The sequence below is a fragment of the Niallia sp. HCP3S3_B10 genome (genome assembly GCF_052064465.1).
In the GTDB taxonomy this organism is placed as follows: Bacteria; Bacillota; Bacilli; order Bacillales; family Cytobacillaceae; genus Niallia; species Niallia hominis.
In genome coordinates this window covers 22,544-36,569 of sequence record NZ_JBQHVO010000024.1, presented here as the reverse complement: position 1 = coordinate 36,569, position 14,026 = coordinate 22,544, and the positions used below count along the sequence as shown (strand labels likewise).

The 14,026-nt window shown below is 33.3% G+C and carries 17 protein-coding genes and 1 other annotated feature; of the genes, 6 read left to right on the top strand and 11 right to left on the bottom strand.

The features are described from left to right. Nucleotides 1–43: 43 nt before the first annotated feature. A complete protein-coding gene (locus ACTNDN_RS12095; RefSeq protein WP_035416067.1) occupies nt 44–817 on the top strand; it encodes a YhfC family intramembrane metalloprotease in 774 nt (257 codons plus the stop codon). A gap of 38 nt (nt 818–855) precedes the next feature. Here the strand turns inward: ACTNDN_RS12095 and ACTNDN_RS12090 are convergent, their stop codons facing one another. After that, the gene (locus ACTNDN_RS12090) at nt 856–1,599 is read right to left on the bottom strand and encodes a hypothetical protein (protein ID WP_031535875.1); all 744 of its coding nucleotides are present in this window, start codon (nt 1,597–1,599) and stop codon (nt 856–858) included. After that, nucleotides 1,600–2,349: a hypothetical protein gene (locus tag ACTNDN_RS12085; RefSeq protein ID WP_048717390.1), complete on the bottom strand. Its 750-nt coding sequence runs from the start codon at nt 2,347–2,349 to the stop codon at nt 1,600–1,602. A 213-nt stretch (nt 2,350–2,562) separates the two neighbouring features. Here ACTNDN_RS12085 and ACTNDN_RS12080 point away from each other — a divergent pair, with 213 nt between their 5' ends. Further along, complete coding sequence (locus ACTNDN_RS12080; RefSeq protein WP_031535880.1) at nt 2,563–3,177, top strand: DedA family protein; 615 nt, start codon at nt 2,563–2,565, stop codon at nt 3,175–3,177. 48 nt (nt 3,178–3,225) lie between these two features. On the opposite strand, the gene ACTNDN_RS12075 is transcribed toward ACTNDN_RS12080, so the two are convergent. Both ACTNDN_RS12075 and ACTNDN_RS12070 read right to left on the bottom strand, forming a co-directional pair. Further along, nucleotides 3,226–3,408 (bottom strand): hypothetical protein, encoded by a 183-nt coding sequence (locus ACTNDN_RS12075; RefSeq protein WP_031535883.1) that lies wholly within the window; start codon nt 3,406–3,408, stop codon nt 3,226–3,228. A gap of 234 nt (nt 3,409–3,642) precedes the next feature. After that, nucleotides 3,643–3,978: a DUF4183 domain-containing protein gene (locus ACTNDN_RS12070; protein ID WP_031535885.1), complete on the bottom strand. Its 336-nt coding sequence runs from the start codon at nt 3,976–3,978 to the stop codon at nt 3,643–3,645. Nucleotides 3,979–4,120: 142 nt separating this feature from the next. On the opposite strand from ACTNDN_RS12070, the gene ACTNDN_RS12065 reads away from it, so the two are divergent. Continuing rightward, on the top strand, nt 4,121–4,501 hold the full coding sequence (locus ACTNDN_RS12065) for a DUF4183 domain-containing protein (RefSeq protein WP_031535887.1): 381 nt from the start codon (nt 4,121–4,123) through the stop codon (nt 4,499–4,501). A 185-nt stretch (nt 4,502–4,686) separates the two neighbouring features. Here the strand turns inward: ACTNDN_RS12065 and ACTNDN_RS12060 are convergent, their stop codons facing one another. From ACTNDN_RS12060 to ACTNDN_RS12040, 5 genes are all read right to left on the bottom strand, one after another. Continuing rightward, nucleotides 4,687–5,229, bottom strand: a complete 543-nt coding sequence (locus tag ACTNDN_RS12060) for a GNAT family N-acetyltransferase (RefSeq protein ID WP_031535889.1) — start codon at nt 5,227–5,229, stop codon at nt 4,687–4,689. 135 nt (nt 5,230–5,364) lie between these two features. Next, nucleotides 5,365–6,747, bottom strand: a complete 1,383-nt coding sequence (locus ACTNDN_RS12055) for a DUF4179 domain-containing protein (RefSeq protein ID WP_031535891.1) — start codon at nt 6,745–6,747, stop codon at nt 5,365–5,367. Nucleotides 6,748–6,749: 2 nt separating this feature from the next. After that, complete coding sequence (locus ACTNDN_RS12050; RefSeq protein ID WP_031535892.1) at nt 6,750–7,304, bottom strand: sigma-70 family RNA polymerase sigma factor; 555 nt, start codon at nt 7,302–7,304, stop codon at nt 6,750–6,752. 516 nt (nt 7,305–7,820) lie between these two features. After that, entirely contained in the window at nt 7,821–8,393 is a 573-nt protein-coding gene (locus ACTNDN_RS12045; protein WP_031535895.1) for a histidine phosphatase family protein, read from the bottom strand. A gap of 20 nt (nt 8,394–8,413) precedes the next feature. After that, nucleotides 8,414–8,944, bottom strand: coding sequence for a GNAT family N-acetyltransferase (locus ACTNDN_RS12040; protein WP_031535896.1), 531 nt, complete (start codon nt 8,942–8,944; stop codon nt 8,414–8,416). 364 nt (nt 8,945–9,308) lie between these two features. Between ACTNDN_RS12040 and ACTNDN_RS12035 the strand changes: the two genes are divergently transcribed. The 3 genes from ACTNDN_RS12035 to ACTNDN_RS12025 all read left to right on the top strand — a co-directional run bounded on the left by ACTNDN_RS12035 (nt 9,309) and on the right by ACTNDN_RS12025 (nt 10,757). Beyond that, nucleotides 9,309–10,139 carry a type II toxin-antitoxin system SpoIISA family toxin gene (locus ACTNDN_RS12035; RefSeq protein ID WP_031535898.1) on the top strand — a complete coding sequence of 277 codons (831 nt, stop codon included), beginning with the start codon at nt 9,309–9,311 and terminating at the stop codon, nt 10,137–10,139. A 140-nt stretch (nt 10,140–10,279) separates the two neighbouring features. Continuing rightward, the gene (locus ACTNDN_RS12030; RefSeq protein WP_031535900.1) at nt 10,280–10,462 is read left to right on the top strand and encodes a hypothetical protein; all 183 of its coding nucleotides are present in this window, start codon (nt 10,280–10,282) and stop codon (nt 10,460–10,462) included. A gap of 151 nt (nt 10,463–10,613) precedes the next feature. Further along, nucleotides 10,614–10,757 carry a hypothetical protein gene (locus tag ACTNDN_RS12025; protein WP_204375778.1) on the top strand — a complete coding sequence of 48 codons (144 nt, stop codon included), beginning with the start codon at nt 10,614–10,616 and terminating at the stop codon, nt 10,755–10,757. A 36-nt stretch (nt 10,758–10,793) separates the two neighbouring features. Here ACTNDN_RS12025 and ACTNDN_RS12020 read toward each other — a convergent pair whose 3' ends face one another. Next, nucleotides 10,794–11,309 carry a hypothetical protein gene (locus ACTNDN_RS12020; protein ID WP_048718878.1) on the bottom strand — a complete coding sequence of 172 codons (516 nt, stop codon included), beginning with the start codon at nt 11,307–11,309 and terminating at the stop codon, nt 10,794–10,796. Nucleotides 11,310–11,919: 610 nt separating this feature from the next. Further along, on the bottom strand, nt 11,920–13,560 hold the full coding sequence (gene metG, locus ACTNDN_RS12015) for a methionine--tRNA ligase (protein ID WP_031535904.1): 1,641 nt from the start codon (nt 13,558–13,560) through the stop codon (nt 11,920–11,922). A 130-nt stretch (nt 13,561–13,690) separates the two neighbouring features. Then, nucleotides 13,691–13,945, bottom strand: a binding site (T-box leader). Nucleotides 13,946–14,026: the final 81 nt, after the last annotated feature.

The following is a 14,026-nucleotide window of genomic DNA, read 5'->3' as shown; positions in this document are numbered from 1 at the left end:
CTTAATATAACAGTTATGAAATAGGTTGAAAGGGGAAAATCGAATGAATTCTATCTATTTAGGAGTATCTCTACAATTATTCCTTGCTGTAATTGTGCCTGTTCTTTTAATGATATATTTACAAAGAAAAAAGATGATGTCATGGAGATCCTTGCTTGTTGGAGTACTTATCTTCATAGTTTTTTCACAAATTCTAGAAAAGATCGTTCATTTCCTCGCACTCGCTCCAAATGGAACTGAATTAAGATGGAGCACAAACCCATATATCTTTGCCTTGTATGGAGGGCTTGCGGCCGGAATATTTGAAGAAATGGGTCGATATTTTGCTTTTAAAGTATTCTTAAAAAATAATCATCATTTTAATGATGGGCTATCTTACGGTTTAGGTCATGGAGGAATAGAAGCAATACTTATAGGTGGAATGTCAGCACTAAATTCTCTCCTTATCTCCGCAATGATTAAAACTGGGAACTTAGAAACTATTCTTGGAGCTGCTGCTACACCTGAAGAAATTACGAGCATTAAGGAGCAATTTGAGGAAGCAAACACTTGGGTTTTTGCCACAGGCGGATTAGAAAGAATTTTTGCTCTTGCTTTACATCTCGCTCTTTCTATCCTTGTTCTGTATGCTATTAGACAAAACAAATTCACCTATGTTCTTTACGCTATTATCATCCATGCAGCAATTAATTTCTTGCCAGCTCTTTATCAAGCAGGCACTTTGACAAATCTTCTTGTCATCGAGATATTCTTAGGATTCATTGCTATTCTGTCATTCGTATTTATTGTAAAAATGAAACCAAAATTTGAGAGGTAGATTTTATCTCTCTCCTTTTTTATCGAAGAACATTTTATTTACCACTGTTCCCCATCCCATTCATCCAAAATAGATACATATTCCGTTTTCGCACCTGAACTTGTGGAACTGCTATTTTCGTAGTAGTTATATGGTTCTACATAATTATTTTCCCTATCATAACCTTTAACGCCAAAATGCAGCCCTTCTTCATTATTAAAAGTAAATAAATCTTCTTCCTGTTCCTCAACCTTTATCTGAGTAGCCTTCCATATCCTCTCCCATTCATCGGTGACTTTGTGTATCCCATATGGCTTATCGCCTAAAGAAACAACTTCCTCTATTTGGATTGCAGGTTCATAAAATTCAACACCCCATCCACTTCTAAAATTCCGATGCTTATTCATAAAAAAAGTAAGATGATCTATTTTATATTTTGTTTCAAGGTTCCATATAAAATATGATTCAGACTTATTTCCACCTGTAATTTTCCACAAAAGCGGTTGTCCTGATGATGTTACATAGGTTACTTCCCATTTATTCTTTTTCCATTCTAATAAACTATAGCCATATTGATTATCACTAGAAAGGTGGGGCATAAAAATATGATTATCGTCGATAGCCATTTGTTCGAAAATAGACTTAATGTTTACATCGCCTGTTTCCAAAATCATTTTCTTTAATTGATTTTCATTTGGAAGAGAAGAAGGAGTACGTTGCTCTTCATTTAAAGGAAGAAAAATAAGTAAACATATAGCAATTATTAATACGACCACTAAACTCCATATCCATTTATATCTCACTTATTCTTTCCTTCCTTCTATGATGGATTTAGACGATTGAAAATAGAACTGCTCTTTTTCTGTTGAAATAAGCATGCCTTTTCCATCTTTTTCAATATAAATAGTAGATTCATAGCCACTCCCCCACTTTGGACTTGCTCCTAAAAGAATATAGGGAAAGCGTTCCGTTGTCTGATATGGCGCCTGTTCATCCTCTTCCCATTCTTCCTCATCTATTTCTGGATATGATTCATCATACCAAAGCATCGAGTCCATTTTGCTTAACTCCCATGATGATAGACTTTCTATAAACACCTCATTATTAAGATCTGCTTGTTTACCAGAAGGATGGATTAATAGAATGCCAGGATCATCTAATTCAGCTAAAAAAGTTTCTACTTTTTCTATTGGATACAAAATATTCTGTAATGGAGAAATAAGTAAAGTAGTTATAAGAAAAATATAATTCCCAAAGAACCCAAACCAGGCATATGGTCGATATATCTTCCATCGTTCTTTCTTCTTTCCAAAAACCAATATTAGTATCCATACACCAAGTGGTAATATTGCTATTTTCACTGGTGTTTCACCAATGGCGAACTGAAAGTTAAAACAAAATAAACCTATGTAGACAACAATTACCATTTTCCATATAACAGGTTTTTCCGTTTGTCTTCTATATAAATAACAAACAGCACAAATAAGTATGCCCCAACCAAATATGTTCATCAAATTTGTGCTTAAATGATTTGCTTGCCAAAAATCAAGCATAGATAATCTCCAATCTATAATAGCTTTTATATTTATCCTTATTTTAGCATATTTCCCAAATTGCAACACTCTTTATTAAGAAAGCATGAATGTTATATAACTTGTAGAAATAGAATTATAATAGAAGAATCCTAAACCCTATGATAAGATACGGATAGGCAAAATAGAATATCTAAATGCATAATAGTGATAATCATTTAAGGAGTGCAGTAAATGGAAAATTGGATTATGGAAATAATGGAAAACTTCGGATATATCGGAATCCTTTTGTTAATTATGCTTGAAAATATCTTTCCCCCGATTCCATCGGAAGTGATATTAACATTCGGGGGGGCGATGACGGCAAAAACAGAGATGACTATAACAGGGGTTGTTCTCGTTTCTACGATTGGGTCGGTTCTAGGAGCAATCATTCTTTATTTTATTGGTTCCTTATTAGAAATCAAGAAGTTAGAAAAAATAGTAGATAAATGGGGTAGAATTCTCCGATTGAAAAGAGAAGATTTATATAAGGCAGATCGCTGGTTTGATAAATACGGTTATTGGACCGTCTTCTTCTGCCGCTTTATTCCGCTAATTCGAAGCTTAATTTCACTTCCCGCTGGTATGGCAAAAATGAATTTTGGTATCTTTTTATTTTTAACAACAATTGGTACGTTCGTGTGGAACTTTGTCCTTATTCGAATTGGAGCAGCAGTAGGCGACTCTTGGGAAGATATCGTCCACTATATGGACATGTACTCCAATGTTGCATATACGCTTATTGCTATCATAGGAATTGCTTTTATCGGAAGATATATTTATAAACGAATGATTAAACAAGATTAATTGATACTGCTCCTCATCTCATGGACTTTTTCCATGAGATGTTTTTCTTTAGCTTTTTTTCCGAATTTGATAAAAAGAATAAAATAATATTCCAATAATTATTATTACATAAATAATGCTCATCCTCATTGGATAAATGACGATAATTCTTGCATGCTTTATAAAATCAATAAAAAAATAAGCAAAAATTCCGAGGAAAAAAATCTTCATTAATAAACCTTTATTCTTCATTTTTGCCCCCACATCTCTGTAAAGTTTTATCCATATACCATCTTATGAAGCATTAAGAATATTTAGTTATGAATTATTAAAAAGGATTTTAATTGTATAAAGAAAGAAACCATATAAAGAAACTGCATTTCCAATTTTACAAGTAAATAATTCATCTAATTTAATCTGCTTATTGAAAAAAGCACGGTAGAAAAAAGCCTGCCTTATCCTTTTTTTCAAGACAGACCGGAATAGTTAAACAATGAACATTTGTAGAATAACAGTCGCTCCACAAATAGGAACATCCTCTGTTTTTAGACAAATCATTCCCTTTTTCACTTCGTAATTTTCCTTTGGTTGCAAGACAGCATTAATAAATAAATTCATATAGGATACCTTCGATGGATCTAGAATTTTTTGATTTCCTAATTCCTTTACACCATCTTTCTCTGTAAAAATATTCGTTATTCCATCAGCGATAGCAAAATACTCTATAACCATCATTTTCTTAGGGATGTGCACATAAATCTCTGTAGAAGGAACGTCAGGAAGTATCAAATAAGGCTTAGGCAATCGTTGTTTTTTTTCCATTTCCCCCACCTTTTTTGCCATAATATTTATTTTATAAATAGAATGTCAGATGGTGCACATATTGTGATTAATTCCATTACGTCTAGTCGTTTTCGTTCTATTTTCATATCATAAAGTATAAATGGATTAAGGTGGTGATACTATGCCTTTGCAAATCATGAAGCTTGCCGTGAGTGCAGCGCTTGATATTGATACGGTTCCAACTGTTGATCGTTTTTTTAATATCGTTACCGAGCCAGTAACTGGAGCAGGAACACTTACAATTGCAGCAGATGATTTTATGACAGATACTGGTGCCGATGGCGCAACGTTACCAGAACTTACTGCTGATAACAGTTATTTAAATGTGTATGTAAATGGAGTACTCCAAATGGATGATCTTATTGCTTATACACCTGGAGGTACTGGTGTTGGACAATTAATTATTACCGTTCCTGCAGATTCTACCGTTATTGCTGATACTCCTGTTGTATTAGAAATTACCAACTTTGCACCAACCTCAGAAGCAACCATTACAACGTAAGAATACGACAGGCAGAAAAACTATCCATTTCTCTGCCTGTTTTTTTCTTGTACATAAAATATCTAACCTAATTTATAGCCACTACATACTTCTATCGAGCAATTTAATGAAGTTGTAGGTGCAAATGGTTAATAGAAAGCATATTACGATTCCATTAAAAAAAGGTAACCTATATTGAATTTCCTCTAATCATTTGGATTAATAATCGCCAAAATCTGATGATCTTTCCACTGTCCATTTATTTTCACATTACTTTTTGCTATTCCTTCTTTATGAAACCCCGCTTTCTCTAATACGCGAATCGATCCTATGTTATGTGGCATGACTCCTGCTTCTAGACGATGTAATTTCAGGGTGTTAAATGCATAATCAACTAACTGTTTCACTGCCATTGTCATATATCCTTGGCCATTTTGCTCTTTATCCAGTACATAGCCTACAATTGCGTTATGAGCAGGTTCTCTTCTTACCATATATAGATTGACACTTCCAATCAAAACATCCGTTTCCTTTAAAAATATCCCGAAATGATAATCAATATCCTTTTTCTCATTTTCTTTCCATGTTGTAATAAGCTCACGTTGGAATTCTAATGTATAAAATAGTTCTTTCCTTGCAATTGAATATTTTTCAAAAAACTTTCGATTCCTTACCTCTAATTGCCAAAGACTTTCTGCATCTTTTTCTTCAAATAACCTTATGTATATTTGTTCAGTCGTTTGTACCATTTAAACGCTCCTCTCTCTTCATAATTTTAACCCCCTTCCTTTATAAAAAACAACAGATTTTTCTGACAACAAGGGATATAAATTTTAGAAGCAAAACGGAGCTACAAGAAATTTTCTCATAGCTCCAACTTATCCTTATTTTGTAATATCAATGGTAAAGGCTTGATCAAAATAATACGTATTTGGACTAAAAATCGTATAGTCATCGTCCATAAGATTGCCATCCATCACTGCAATTGCATCAGAGTTTACAGTAGAAGGTACATTTTTTTCATAAATACGGTAGTAATCCTTCCCTTCTTTATCCCGAATAATAAATGGCATATACTCATACACTGGTACATCTGCATGATAAGAAAGATAGGTTTTACCATCTTTTTCTTCCACGTTTGTAATCGTAATATAATTCCCTTTACCAATTGGTAGATTTGTTTTGCCACTAGCATTAAATTTTGTAGAGTTCTCTGCAGTTATTTGTGGTTCTTTATGATATTCAAACGGTACAATGGTTAATGATTTCATTAATGGATTATTATTCTCATAATTACTTAATAATCTATCAGGACCATTATCATTCACATAAACAGATCCCCCTAAATTAGTTTTTGTTTCTCCACTATCATCTTTTATCACATAATCTAAGTTACTACTATTCTTTTCCTCTTGAAGTCCTTGTAAATATATTCGAATAGGTGTTATAACCAATTTTTCAACCTGCACATTATTTCCTAATTCCGGGATATTTTTGTTTAAGTCAATGACTTTACTGTTTTCCATTGCTTTTACCGTTTCTATTGGCAAGTCAAATTCCCAGTTCCCTTTTATTTTATTATTTTCACTTTCATTTTCTAAGCCTAAACCGAGCTCTTCCAGATTGAATTGTAAATGAAATGTTTTAGGTAAATTAAAAATATCTAGTTTATTTTCTTCAATAAACTTTTCTTCTGAATCTATTTCATGATTAAAATCAAACGAGCCATTATTTAATGGAAAAACCGTCACACCATTGTAAACTGTATTATTTTTATCTTCAAAATCACCATATTCATTTGATACCGATACAAAAGACTCTTTATCTCCTGCTACAATTTTTGCATTTTGCGGAAATAAGATTGGCTTATGTTTAAATGGGTCTTTCTGTTCTGCTTTATATGACACCAGTAGATAATACCCATCAAAAATGGTATTAGTAATCGTTAATTTAACTCCTTGACTTTCTTGTACTTCACTTGTTTGGAGAGACACTTTTTCATAGTCATTTCCTAATGAAAGAAATTTCTCTAAATAGGTAGGAATGCCAATATTTTGTGCTAATGATGGGTTCATTCGAAATGTTACCATGGATAAGACAAGAATTGCGGCCGCCGCTGTTGAAATAATCATTCGTTTTTTCTTACCATGCATTTTATGACTTGGTAAATTGGCTAGTGTTTCATTTATTTTGTTTTCTAGTTGCTCAGAAATCATATAATCATCTTTTACCATTTCTTTTACCTTTTTATCAAAGTGATCAGTCATTGTTATTCTCCTTCCTTCTCTTGTATATTAAGCTTTTTTTGAAGCTTTAATCTTGCTTTGGAAAGCCTTGAGCGAACGGTTCCTTCTGGAAGAGCCAGTACATTAGCAATTTCTTTTGTTGATAAATCTTCGTAGTAAAAAAGAATCGTAACAATTCTTAATTTTTCTCTTAAAGAATGAACTGCATGATACAAATCTACATTTGTATATGTATCTTCTGTAGTAGCTAGGTCATTAATGTTATTTTCCATTGGAACAACTTTTTTTTGACCTCTTAAAACTGTTGTACATTCATTAATTAGAATTCGTGTAATCCATGTTTTGAAATACTCTGACACCTTTAGTTTTCTAATATTCTCATATGCTTTTAAAATTGTAATTTGAATGACATCCTCTACGTCTGCTTCATTTTGCAATATTCCCTTGGCTACTCGATACAAACTTATTTTATTTTCTTGAATTAAATGCACAAATGCTTCTTTATCTCCTTGTTTTGCTAGTATTACTAAATTATTCATTTTCTCCACTTCAAAACTTTTCAATGCAATAATTTTCAACCTTTTCCCCTCCTTTCTAACTATTTGATAAGCTATCAGCTTAAAATGTTCCCTTTTTCGCAAAAAAATCTTACATTGCAATATGCAACATAAGATTTTTTGAAAGCTATGTACCTATTAGCAATTTTCCCATGATTATATGGAATGAAAGTTTTTTGCTTAATGCCTATTATTCCTGCTGAAAATTATTCCTTAATTACCGTTGAAATAGGAGTCTCTACAATTAATTCTTCATAATGCTCTGTATATTCGCCGCCGATGAGATGACGATGCCCGAACTATTGTGAAGTAGTTCGCTTGCCTCATCTGCCAAAACAGTTGGTTAAGGTTATATAGTGAAATTCTTTTATCCCCCGTTCTGTCAGTGCTAATGTATATCTAGGGCATATACATTTGCCAATTTGCTCTTTCTAAAATAAATAAAGATATTTTCCCACTGCGTGTAGAAACCAATTCTGCAAATTCCTTCACCAATCTACTCGTAAATGGAGGCCACCACCAAATAAGAAGAGATGTCTATCCATTATGATCTTCCCATATTCTTTGCACAGCCTGTAACTGTTGACCTTCAAAGGTTAGTTTATAAATATCAGGCATCTGTAAATTTCTCCAAAAATAAAAATCATATTCCTTAGAAAAGTATTTCATTATTAAGACCATGATATTTCCATGCGTACCAATAACAATGTTTTTATTTTCATATTGTTTTAGTAAATGAAAAAGTGCTCGTACTCCTCTTTTTTGGGCAATGATATTCGATTCCCCGCCGTCCCATGCAAAAGTTTCCTCTGTCCACACCTTTTCGATTGCCGTATTAAAATCACTCACTTCTCCTGATGCTAAGACACGTTCTTTTAATTCTTCGATGGCTTCAATCTCAACTTGAAAATATCCAGCAATACCCTCAACAGTCTGAATCGCTCTCTTATAAGGACTTGAGACAACAATATTGACTGACTCTTTTTCCATTCTCTTTGCTACTCTTTTAGCATCTGCAAGACCTTTCTTTGATAATGGCCTGCCTAATTCATCTGTGGAATACTCCGAGTGAGCATGTCTTACAAAATATACCGTTGTTAAAGAACCCACTTTTTTCCTTCTCTCTTTTACTAAATGTCTTTTATTATTGCATATACATTTGCATCATAAGTTCGACCATTTTGTACAAAATATGATTTGAGAATGCCCTCATGGTGAAATCCGAGCTTTTTAACAAGATTATTAGATGCAGCATTTTCTAAATAAACCAAAGCCCCTAAGCGGTTTAAATGAAGCTCTTCTAATGCATAGGAGACAACTCTTTCTACCGCTTCTGACGTGTATCCATTTCTCCAATAATCGGGATGTATTTCATATCCGATTTCAGCTCGTTTATGTGTGAGGACAAAATTATTTAAACCAAGCGTGCCAATTAGGCGCTTGCTTCCTTTCCTTTGAATTCCCCAACGAATTCCCTTATTATTTCGATAGCTATCTGAAAAGTGGCGGATTAATGTTACCGCTTGATCCATGTTTGAAAAAGCTTCTTGGCCATAATAGCGCATTACTTCTGGTTTAGAAAAGGAAGAAAATAAGTCTGCTGCATCTTCTTTTACTAGTTCTCTTAATATTAATCTTTCAGTCTCTAATGTTGGAAACATTTTAATCCCCTTTTCTCTGTTTATCCATCTAAAAAATTACCATTTTTTCCTATTATAATCAATTTCCGCTTATTATCCTAGGGTAATTAAAAGCTGTGTACTAATTTCCTACTATATCTAGAAAAAGGAAATGGCTAACAAAACGAAAGGCTGTGTTCGGAAAGCTTTTTGCTATGACCTCCGTTATCTTTAGTCTATAATTTACATATTGTAAAATACAAAGAGCTTTCATTATTAGTTAATTTTGCATAATAAACGGTAGAAATGCCCGTAAAGAAAATGATCTCATTCCTTATTATAATTCTTTAAAATAGATGCTCCATGGTATAATAATAGTCATATAGTGTCAAAAGGAGGAGTTACTTTGACAACGATCTTTTATAGCTTCCTGTCTGCCATTATCTTATTAGTAGTTCTTTCCCTATTATACTTTTGGTGGCGGACAGATAAATATGTAGAAAATCTCCAAGCAATTCGCAAGTCGTATTATGTATTATTCTTTCTTCTTATCTGCTTGGTTTTTTTTTCTAATCAGCTGCAAATAGTCGACTGGAAAACAATATTGTCTTTTGTTTGTGCTGCCGTCTTTCTTGATATTGCCGTTTTCCAAACTCCTGATATTCTGAAGATTTGGAACACTGAATTTCAGCACAGCAATTATATCCGAAAAACAATCCGCAAAAATGAGGAAGTTTTAGGGTATAATGCAAAAAAAGTTCAAAACTTTACAGAAGTTATTTCCAAAACAGCTGAACATTTTATAGATCGTAATCCTCCTCAGCATTGGAGGCAATATCGAGAAGAATTACGTACATATTTAAATCTTTATGCCGACACATTTCAATTTCATATCGCCATTTTTCCATTTGCGATTAGCACAAATGGAGAAGAATTAAAAGAAAATGTGAATATAGCTTTTAATAGTGTAGAAATTTGTTATAATATTAGCTTTCTAGATAACGAAAGTAGAACCAGCATTATTCAAGAGCTTCTCGAAGGAAAGAGTATTCCATTAAAGGGTCCAGGTACTGATTCAACAGTAGAGGAATTAACGAAAAATGTTTTTATCGTTGCATATTATGGGGAAAGTTACAATATGCTGATTGGTATCAGCTCTCATTTCGTAGAAGTTGACGGAATCGACGCTTCCCATATACTGAACCTCGCACAAATTTTCGATTGGTACATGGTTTAAGGCTCCATTTTACATATTCTGTAGTATAATAATATATAGATAAAGCATGAGCATTTCTAACAAACGAAAGTTTGCTAGTTTCCTTGCTTAATAGCTTGTGTCTTGTTCATTCAAACACTTTTCTTTAAGGAGGAATTGATATGGCAAGCAAAAAGAAAACGACAGCTGCTTCAAATCCTACTCCATTCAACAAACCAAATAAACAGTCGAAAAAGTCAATGAATCCGAATAGGAGAAAAATGACAGTAGCAGTATCAGAAACATTTGAAGATATTCATGACATGAATAAAAAAGCATTAAACTTACTAGCAAAACGTGCTTAATTAGTTATAGTCTCAAAAAAGGAGAAGAATTCTTTCCATCAAGAATTCTAACTCTTTTCCGAGACTCTTTTTTTACGTTTTAAAGGCTTGTATAAGAATATTGAAAAGATGGAAAACCTATAGATAAAAAGTAATCAAGAGGCTTATTTCTATGACAATAAAAAGAAAACAAAATCGCAATCCTAATCGTCGACATATGTGTGTACCATCTATGCATTTTTCTGCTTCTATTTACAATAAGAATGCAATAGAATTATTAGAATCCTTAGAAAAAAGAACGAAATTCAGTAACTGATTTTGATCTCAAAATAACTCGTTAACCGTTGATTCTCTATTTTATTTTAGGTTCCTTGTCGTTATAATAGGAATCCTGTTCTAAATACTTATCAATATAGGAATAAAACTTTTCCATCGTATCCTGTTCTTTTAGAATTTTTTGGAGTTTTAAAGGATCTTTAATAACCACTTTCTGCTTTTTTAAAAGCTGAATTAGCTCAGGAAAGAGACTTATATCTTCACTTTCCAAATATAAAATGGAATGGTCTTTTAAGTGGAGAATAATATTCAAATGCAAAGAGGATCCTAAAAGGTATAAGTAAACAGTTGGTACTCGTTGGACGTTAAACTCCACTGACATAATTTCTTTATATCGAACCGTTCGAATACTTTGTTTCTTCTTTTTTCTAAATAAACCACAGGGTGTAAAAAGAATTCCCAAATCACTAAAGCTTGTATAACATATTGGATAAAGCTTACTTGCATAATGTGGATATTTTTTGCCCAATACCTCTATAATGACTGGTAAGACTCTGTTCTTTCCATGGGATACAAACTCACTCCACTTCATTTTTAGCTCCCTCCTTACTTATTAACTGCTTTATTCAACTCCTTTTGCCATATACTCTCTGATAATCCGCTCTTTGTTTATTACTTTATGTCTATTCCATAGTAATGGAAAAATTGCCAAGTGATTTTTCTTACGGTCCAAGTATTGTATTTAATCTAGTATATTCATATTACATGAAATGGTCATAAATGATAATATTAATACCTATCAATTCGATATATGAACGCAATTTTCCTGTATTTTCTCTGAAAAAAATCAATTTTCTACAATCAATTTCGGTCTTTTAAGAAAAGTCATTCTTACTGCCAAATGGTGACATACAAGATAAATGCTTATGTCGTTGTATTATCAGAGGGAGCGGAAGGAAGACGGTAAAGTAATTGGCTCTCGGAGGAATTCATCTAAAACCTTCTGATGAATAATAATTTCTTACCTATTCAACAGGTTCCTTCCCATAGAAATAAAAACTAACCATTAACCGGAGGGTTCTATCCTCTTCCGCTAATGGTTAGTTGAAGCAATCGGATTAATACAGACAGATATCTCCTACTACTACTGAAGTTTAAAAGTGAGATACTAGTGAAAAAAAGCTAAGCGAACTGTCAGAAGGCTAGCCGTTTATCACTCCATCTTGTAGTATTTTTAACTCTTCTTCGATTAATCCTAAATCCAATCTTTCAAATAAAGGGGTGACATACAATATTTCGGATGGAAGTGTGTGTTGTAGCTTCCATTCTATTTTGTTAATACCAAGCATGTCTCTAATTCTCTGTGTAGAAAAAGGAACAAATGGTTCGAGAAGTTGGGCTAAATTTATAATAATATATGTACAATTAGCTAAAGTAATTTCTGCATCTTCCACCTTTCCCTTTATCTGTTCCCATGGTTTTTGCTTGTCAAAATAACGATTTCCATAACGAATGTAAGAAAAAATTTCTTCTAACGCTTTTTTTCCACTTCCCTTTTCAACCCATTCTCCTGACTTTTTATACACCTCTTCTGTAAACGCTATAATCCTTTTTGAAATCTGCTTTTCTGGAATCTTGCTATTCATCGCTTTCTGAATGAATTTTAATGTTCTATTTACAAAATTACCGTATGCTCCTAATAGTTCACTATTATGACTATAGATAAATTCCCGCCATGAGAAGTCTGTGTCTCTTGCTTCAGGAGCATTCATTGTTAAGAAATAACGAATGGAATCAGGATTATATTTTTGTAAAATATATGGAACCCATACAGCCCAATTTTGGCTGGTGGATAATTTCTTCTTTTCTAATGTTAAATACTCACTAGAAATGATATGTGTCGGTAAGGATTTTTTGCCCAGCCCAAGCAATATACTCGGCCAAATAACGGAGTGGAAGGGAATATTATCTTTTCCATGCACGTAATAAGAAATCGTCTCTTCCTTCCAATAATCTTCCACATTCATGCCTTCCTTTTTACATACTTCTATAGTAGCCGTTAAGTAGCCTGACACAGCTTCAATCCAAACATAAATTTTCTTCCCATCATAGCCTTCTAATGGAACATCAATTCCATTTGGTAAATCTCTTGTAACTGCTCTGTCAGGAAGTCCTTCCTCTAAGTAACGTTTTGTCAAAGAAAGAGCATTTTCACGCCAAAGCTGGTTTTCTTCAGCATGTTTTAAGTATGTCTCCATCTCTTGCTGAAACTTGCTAAAAGCAAAATAGAAATGCTCTGTTTTTTGAATGACTGGTGTTTCACCACAAATTTTACAGCGTTTGTCTTCTAACTCTAATGGATCTAATATACTAGAGCAGTAATCACATTGATCCCCTCTAGCTTTTTGTTTGCAGTGAGGACAAATGCCTTCTACTAAACGATCAGGTAAAAACTGGTTGTCTTTTTGACAATATGCCTGCTCAACTGTTTTTTTATATAAAAAATTATTCTTTAATAAAGTAAGAAATATCTCTTGAACTGATATGTGATGATGCCGTGCATCTGTTCTTGTATAAAAATCGAAAGTAAATCCTAACTGGGTAAAGCATTGATAAAATTCATTGTGGTAGCGATCGGCAATTTTCTCAACAGTTGTTTGCTCCTGTTGTGCTCGTATCGAGATTGGCGTTCCATTACAATCACTTCCTGAAACGTAAAGTACATTCTCTCCCTTTTGGCGAAAATATCGTGCCAAAATATCTCCTGGCAACAATGCCGCCACATGTCCTAAATGCAAGGATCCATTTGCATATGGCCAAGCTCCCCCGATAAATATTGTCATCATTTATTCCTCCTTCATTCATCTCTCCATTTTGTTTTGCTTATCTGAATTTCGATAACGCACACTCTTACTGCCTATAAAATCCTCCTATCATTTTAAAAACCATAAAAAAAACGCCCTAATCTAAAAAGATTAGGACGAGTTTACCCGTGGTACCACCTAGCTTTACAAATAATTTGCACTATTTGCCTCTAATCAGTACGTCTTTTTGAAAGAGATACTGCCGCTGTTGTAACGAGTGCCTGTCTCGTCGTAGTCTACTCACACATAGTTTTCGGTACGAAGCTCAAAGGTCATTTTCAATAAGGTTCATTTACTTCCTTTCCACCCTCGGAAGCTCTCTAAAAAAATTGCCTTATTTACTTTTCCTTATCTACGCCATCATTTTTATTAAGATTTATTGTAGATTTTTCTTCGTCAATTGTCAATATCTTTCGAAAAGTCCTTCAACTACAAAAGAAAACTT

Coding starts and splice junctions, on each gene's coding strand:
- ACTNDN_RS12095 (WP_035416067.1), top strand. CDS start 44: ATGAATTCTATCTATTTAGGAGTATCTCTACAATTATTCCTTGCTGTA.
- ACTNDN_RS12085 (WP_048717390.1), bottom strand. CDS start 2,349: ATGCTTGATTTTTGGCAAGCAAATCATTTAAGCACAAATTTGATGAAC.
- ACTNDN_RS12080 (WP_031535880.1), top strand. CDS start 2,563: ATGGAAAATTGGATTATGGAAATAATGGAAAACTTCGGATATATCGGA.
- ACTNDN_RS12075 (WP_031535883.1), bottom strand. CDS start 3,408: ATGAAGAATAAAGGTTTATTAATGAAGATTTTTTTCCTCGGAATTTTT.
- ACTNDN_RS12070 (WP_031535885.1), bottom strand. CDS start 3,978: ATGGAAAAAAAACAACGATTGCCTAAGCCTTATTTGATACTTCCTGAC.
- ACTNDN_RS12065 (WP_031535887.1), top strand. CDS start 4,121: ATGCCTTTGCAAATCATGAAGCTTGCCGTGAGTGCAGCGCTTGATATT.
- ACTNDN_RS12060 (WP_031535889.1), bottom strand. CDS start 5,229: ATGGTACAAACGACTGAACAAATATACATAAGGTTATTTGAAGAAAAA.
- ACTNDN_RS12055 (WP_031535891.1), bottom strand. CDS start 6,747: ATGACTGATCACTTTGATAAAAAGGTAAAAGAAATGGTAAAAGATGAT.
- ACTNDN_RS12040 (WP_031535896.1), bottom strand. CDS start 8,944: ATGTTTCCAACATTAGAGACTGAAAGATTAATATTAAGAGAACTAGTA.
- ACTNDN_RS12030 (WP_031535900.1), top strand. CDS start 10,280: ATGGCAAGCAAAAAGAAAACGACAGCTGCTTCAAATCCTACTCCATTC.
- ACTNDN_RS12025 (WP_204375778.1), top strand. CDS start 10,614: ATGACAATAAAAAGAAAACAAAATCGCAATCCTAATCGTCGACATATG.
- ACTNDN_RS12020 (WP_048718878.1), bottom strand. CDS start 11,309: ATGAAGTGGAGTGAGTTTGTATCCCATGGAAAGAACAGAGTCTTACCA.
- metG (WP_031535904.1), bottom strand. CDS start 13,560: ATGACAATATTTATCGGGGGAGCTTGGCCATATGCAAATGGATCCTTG.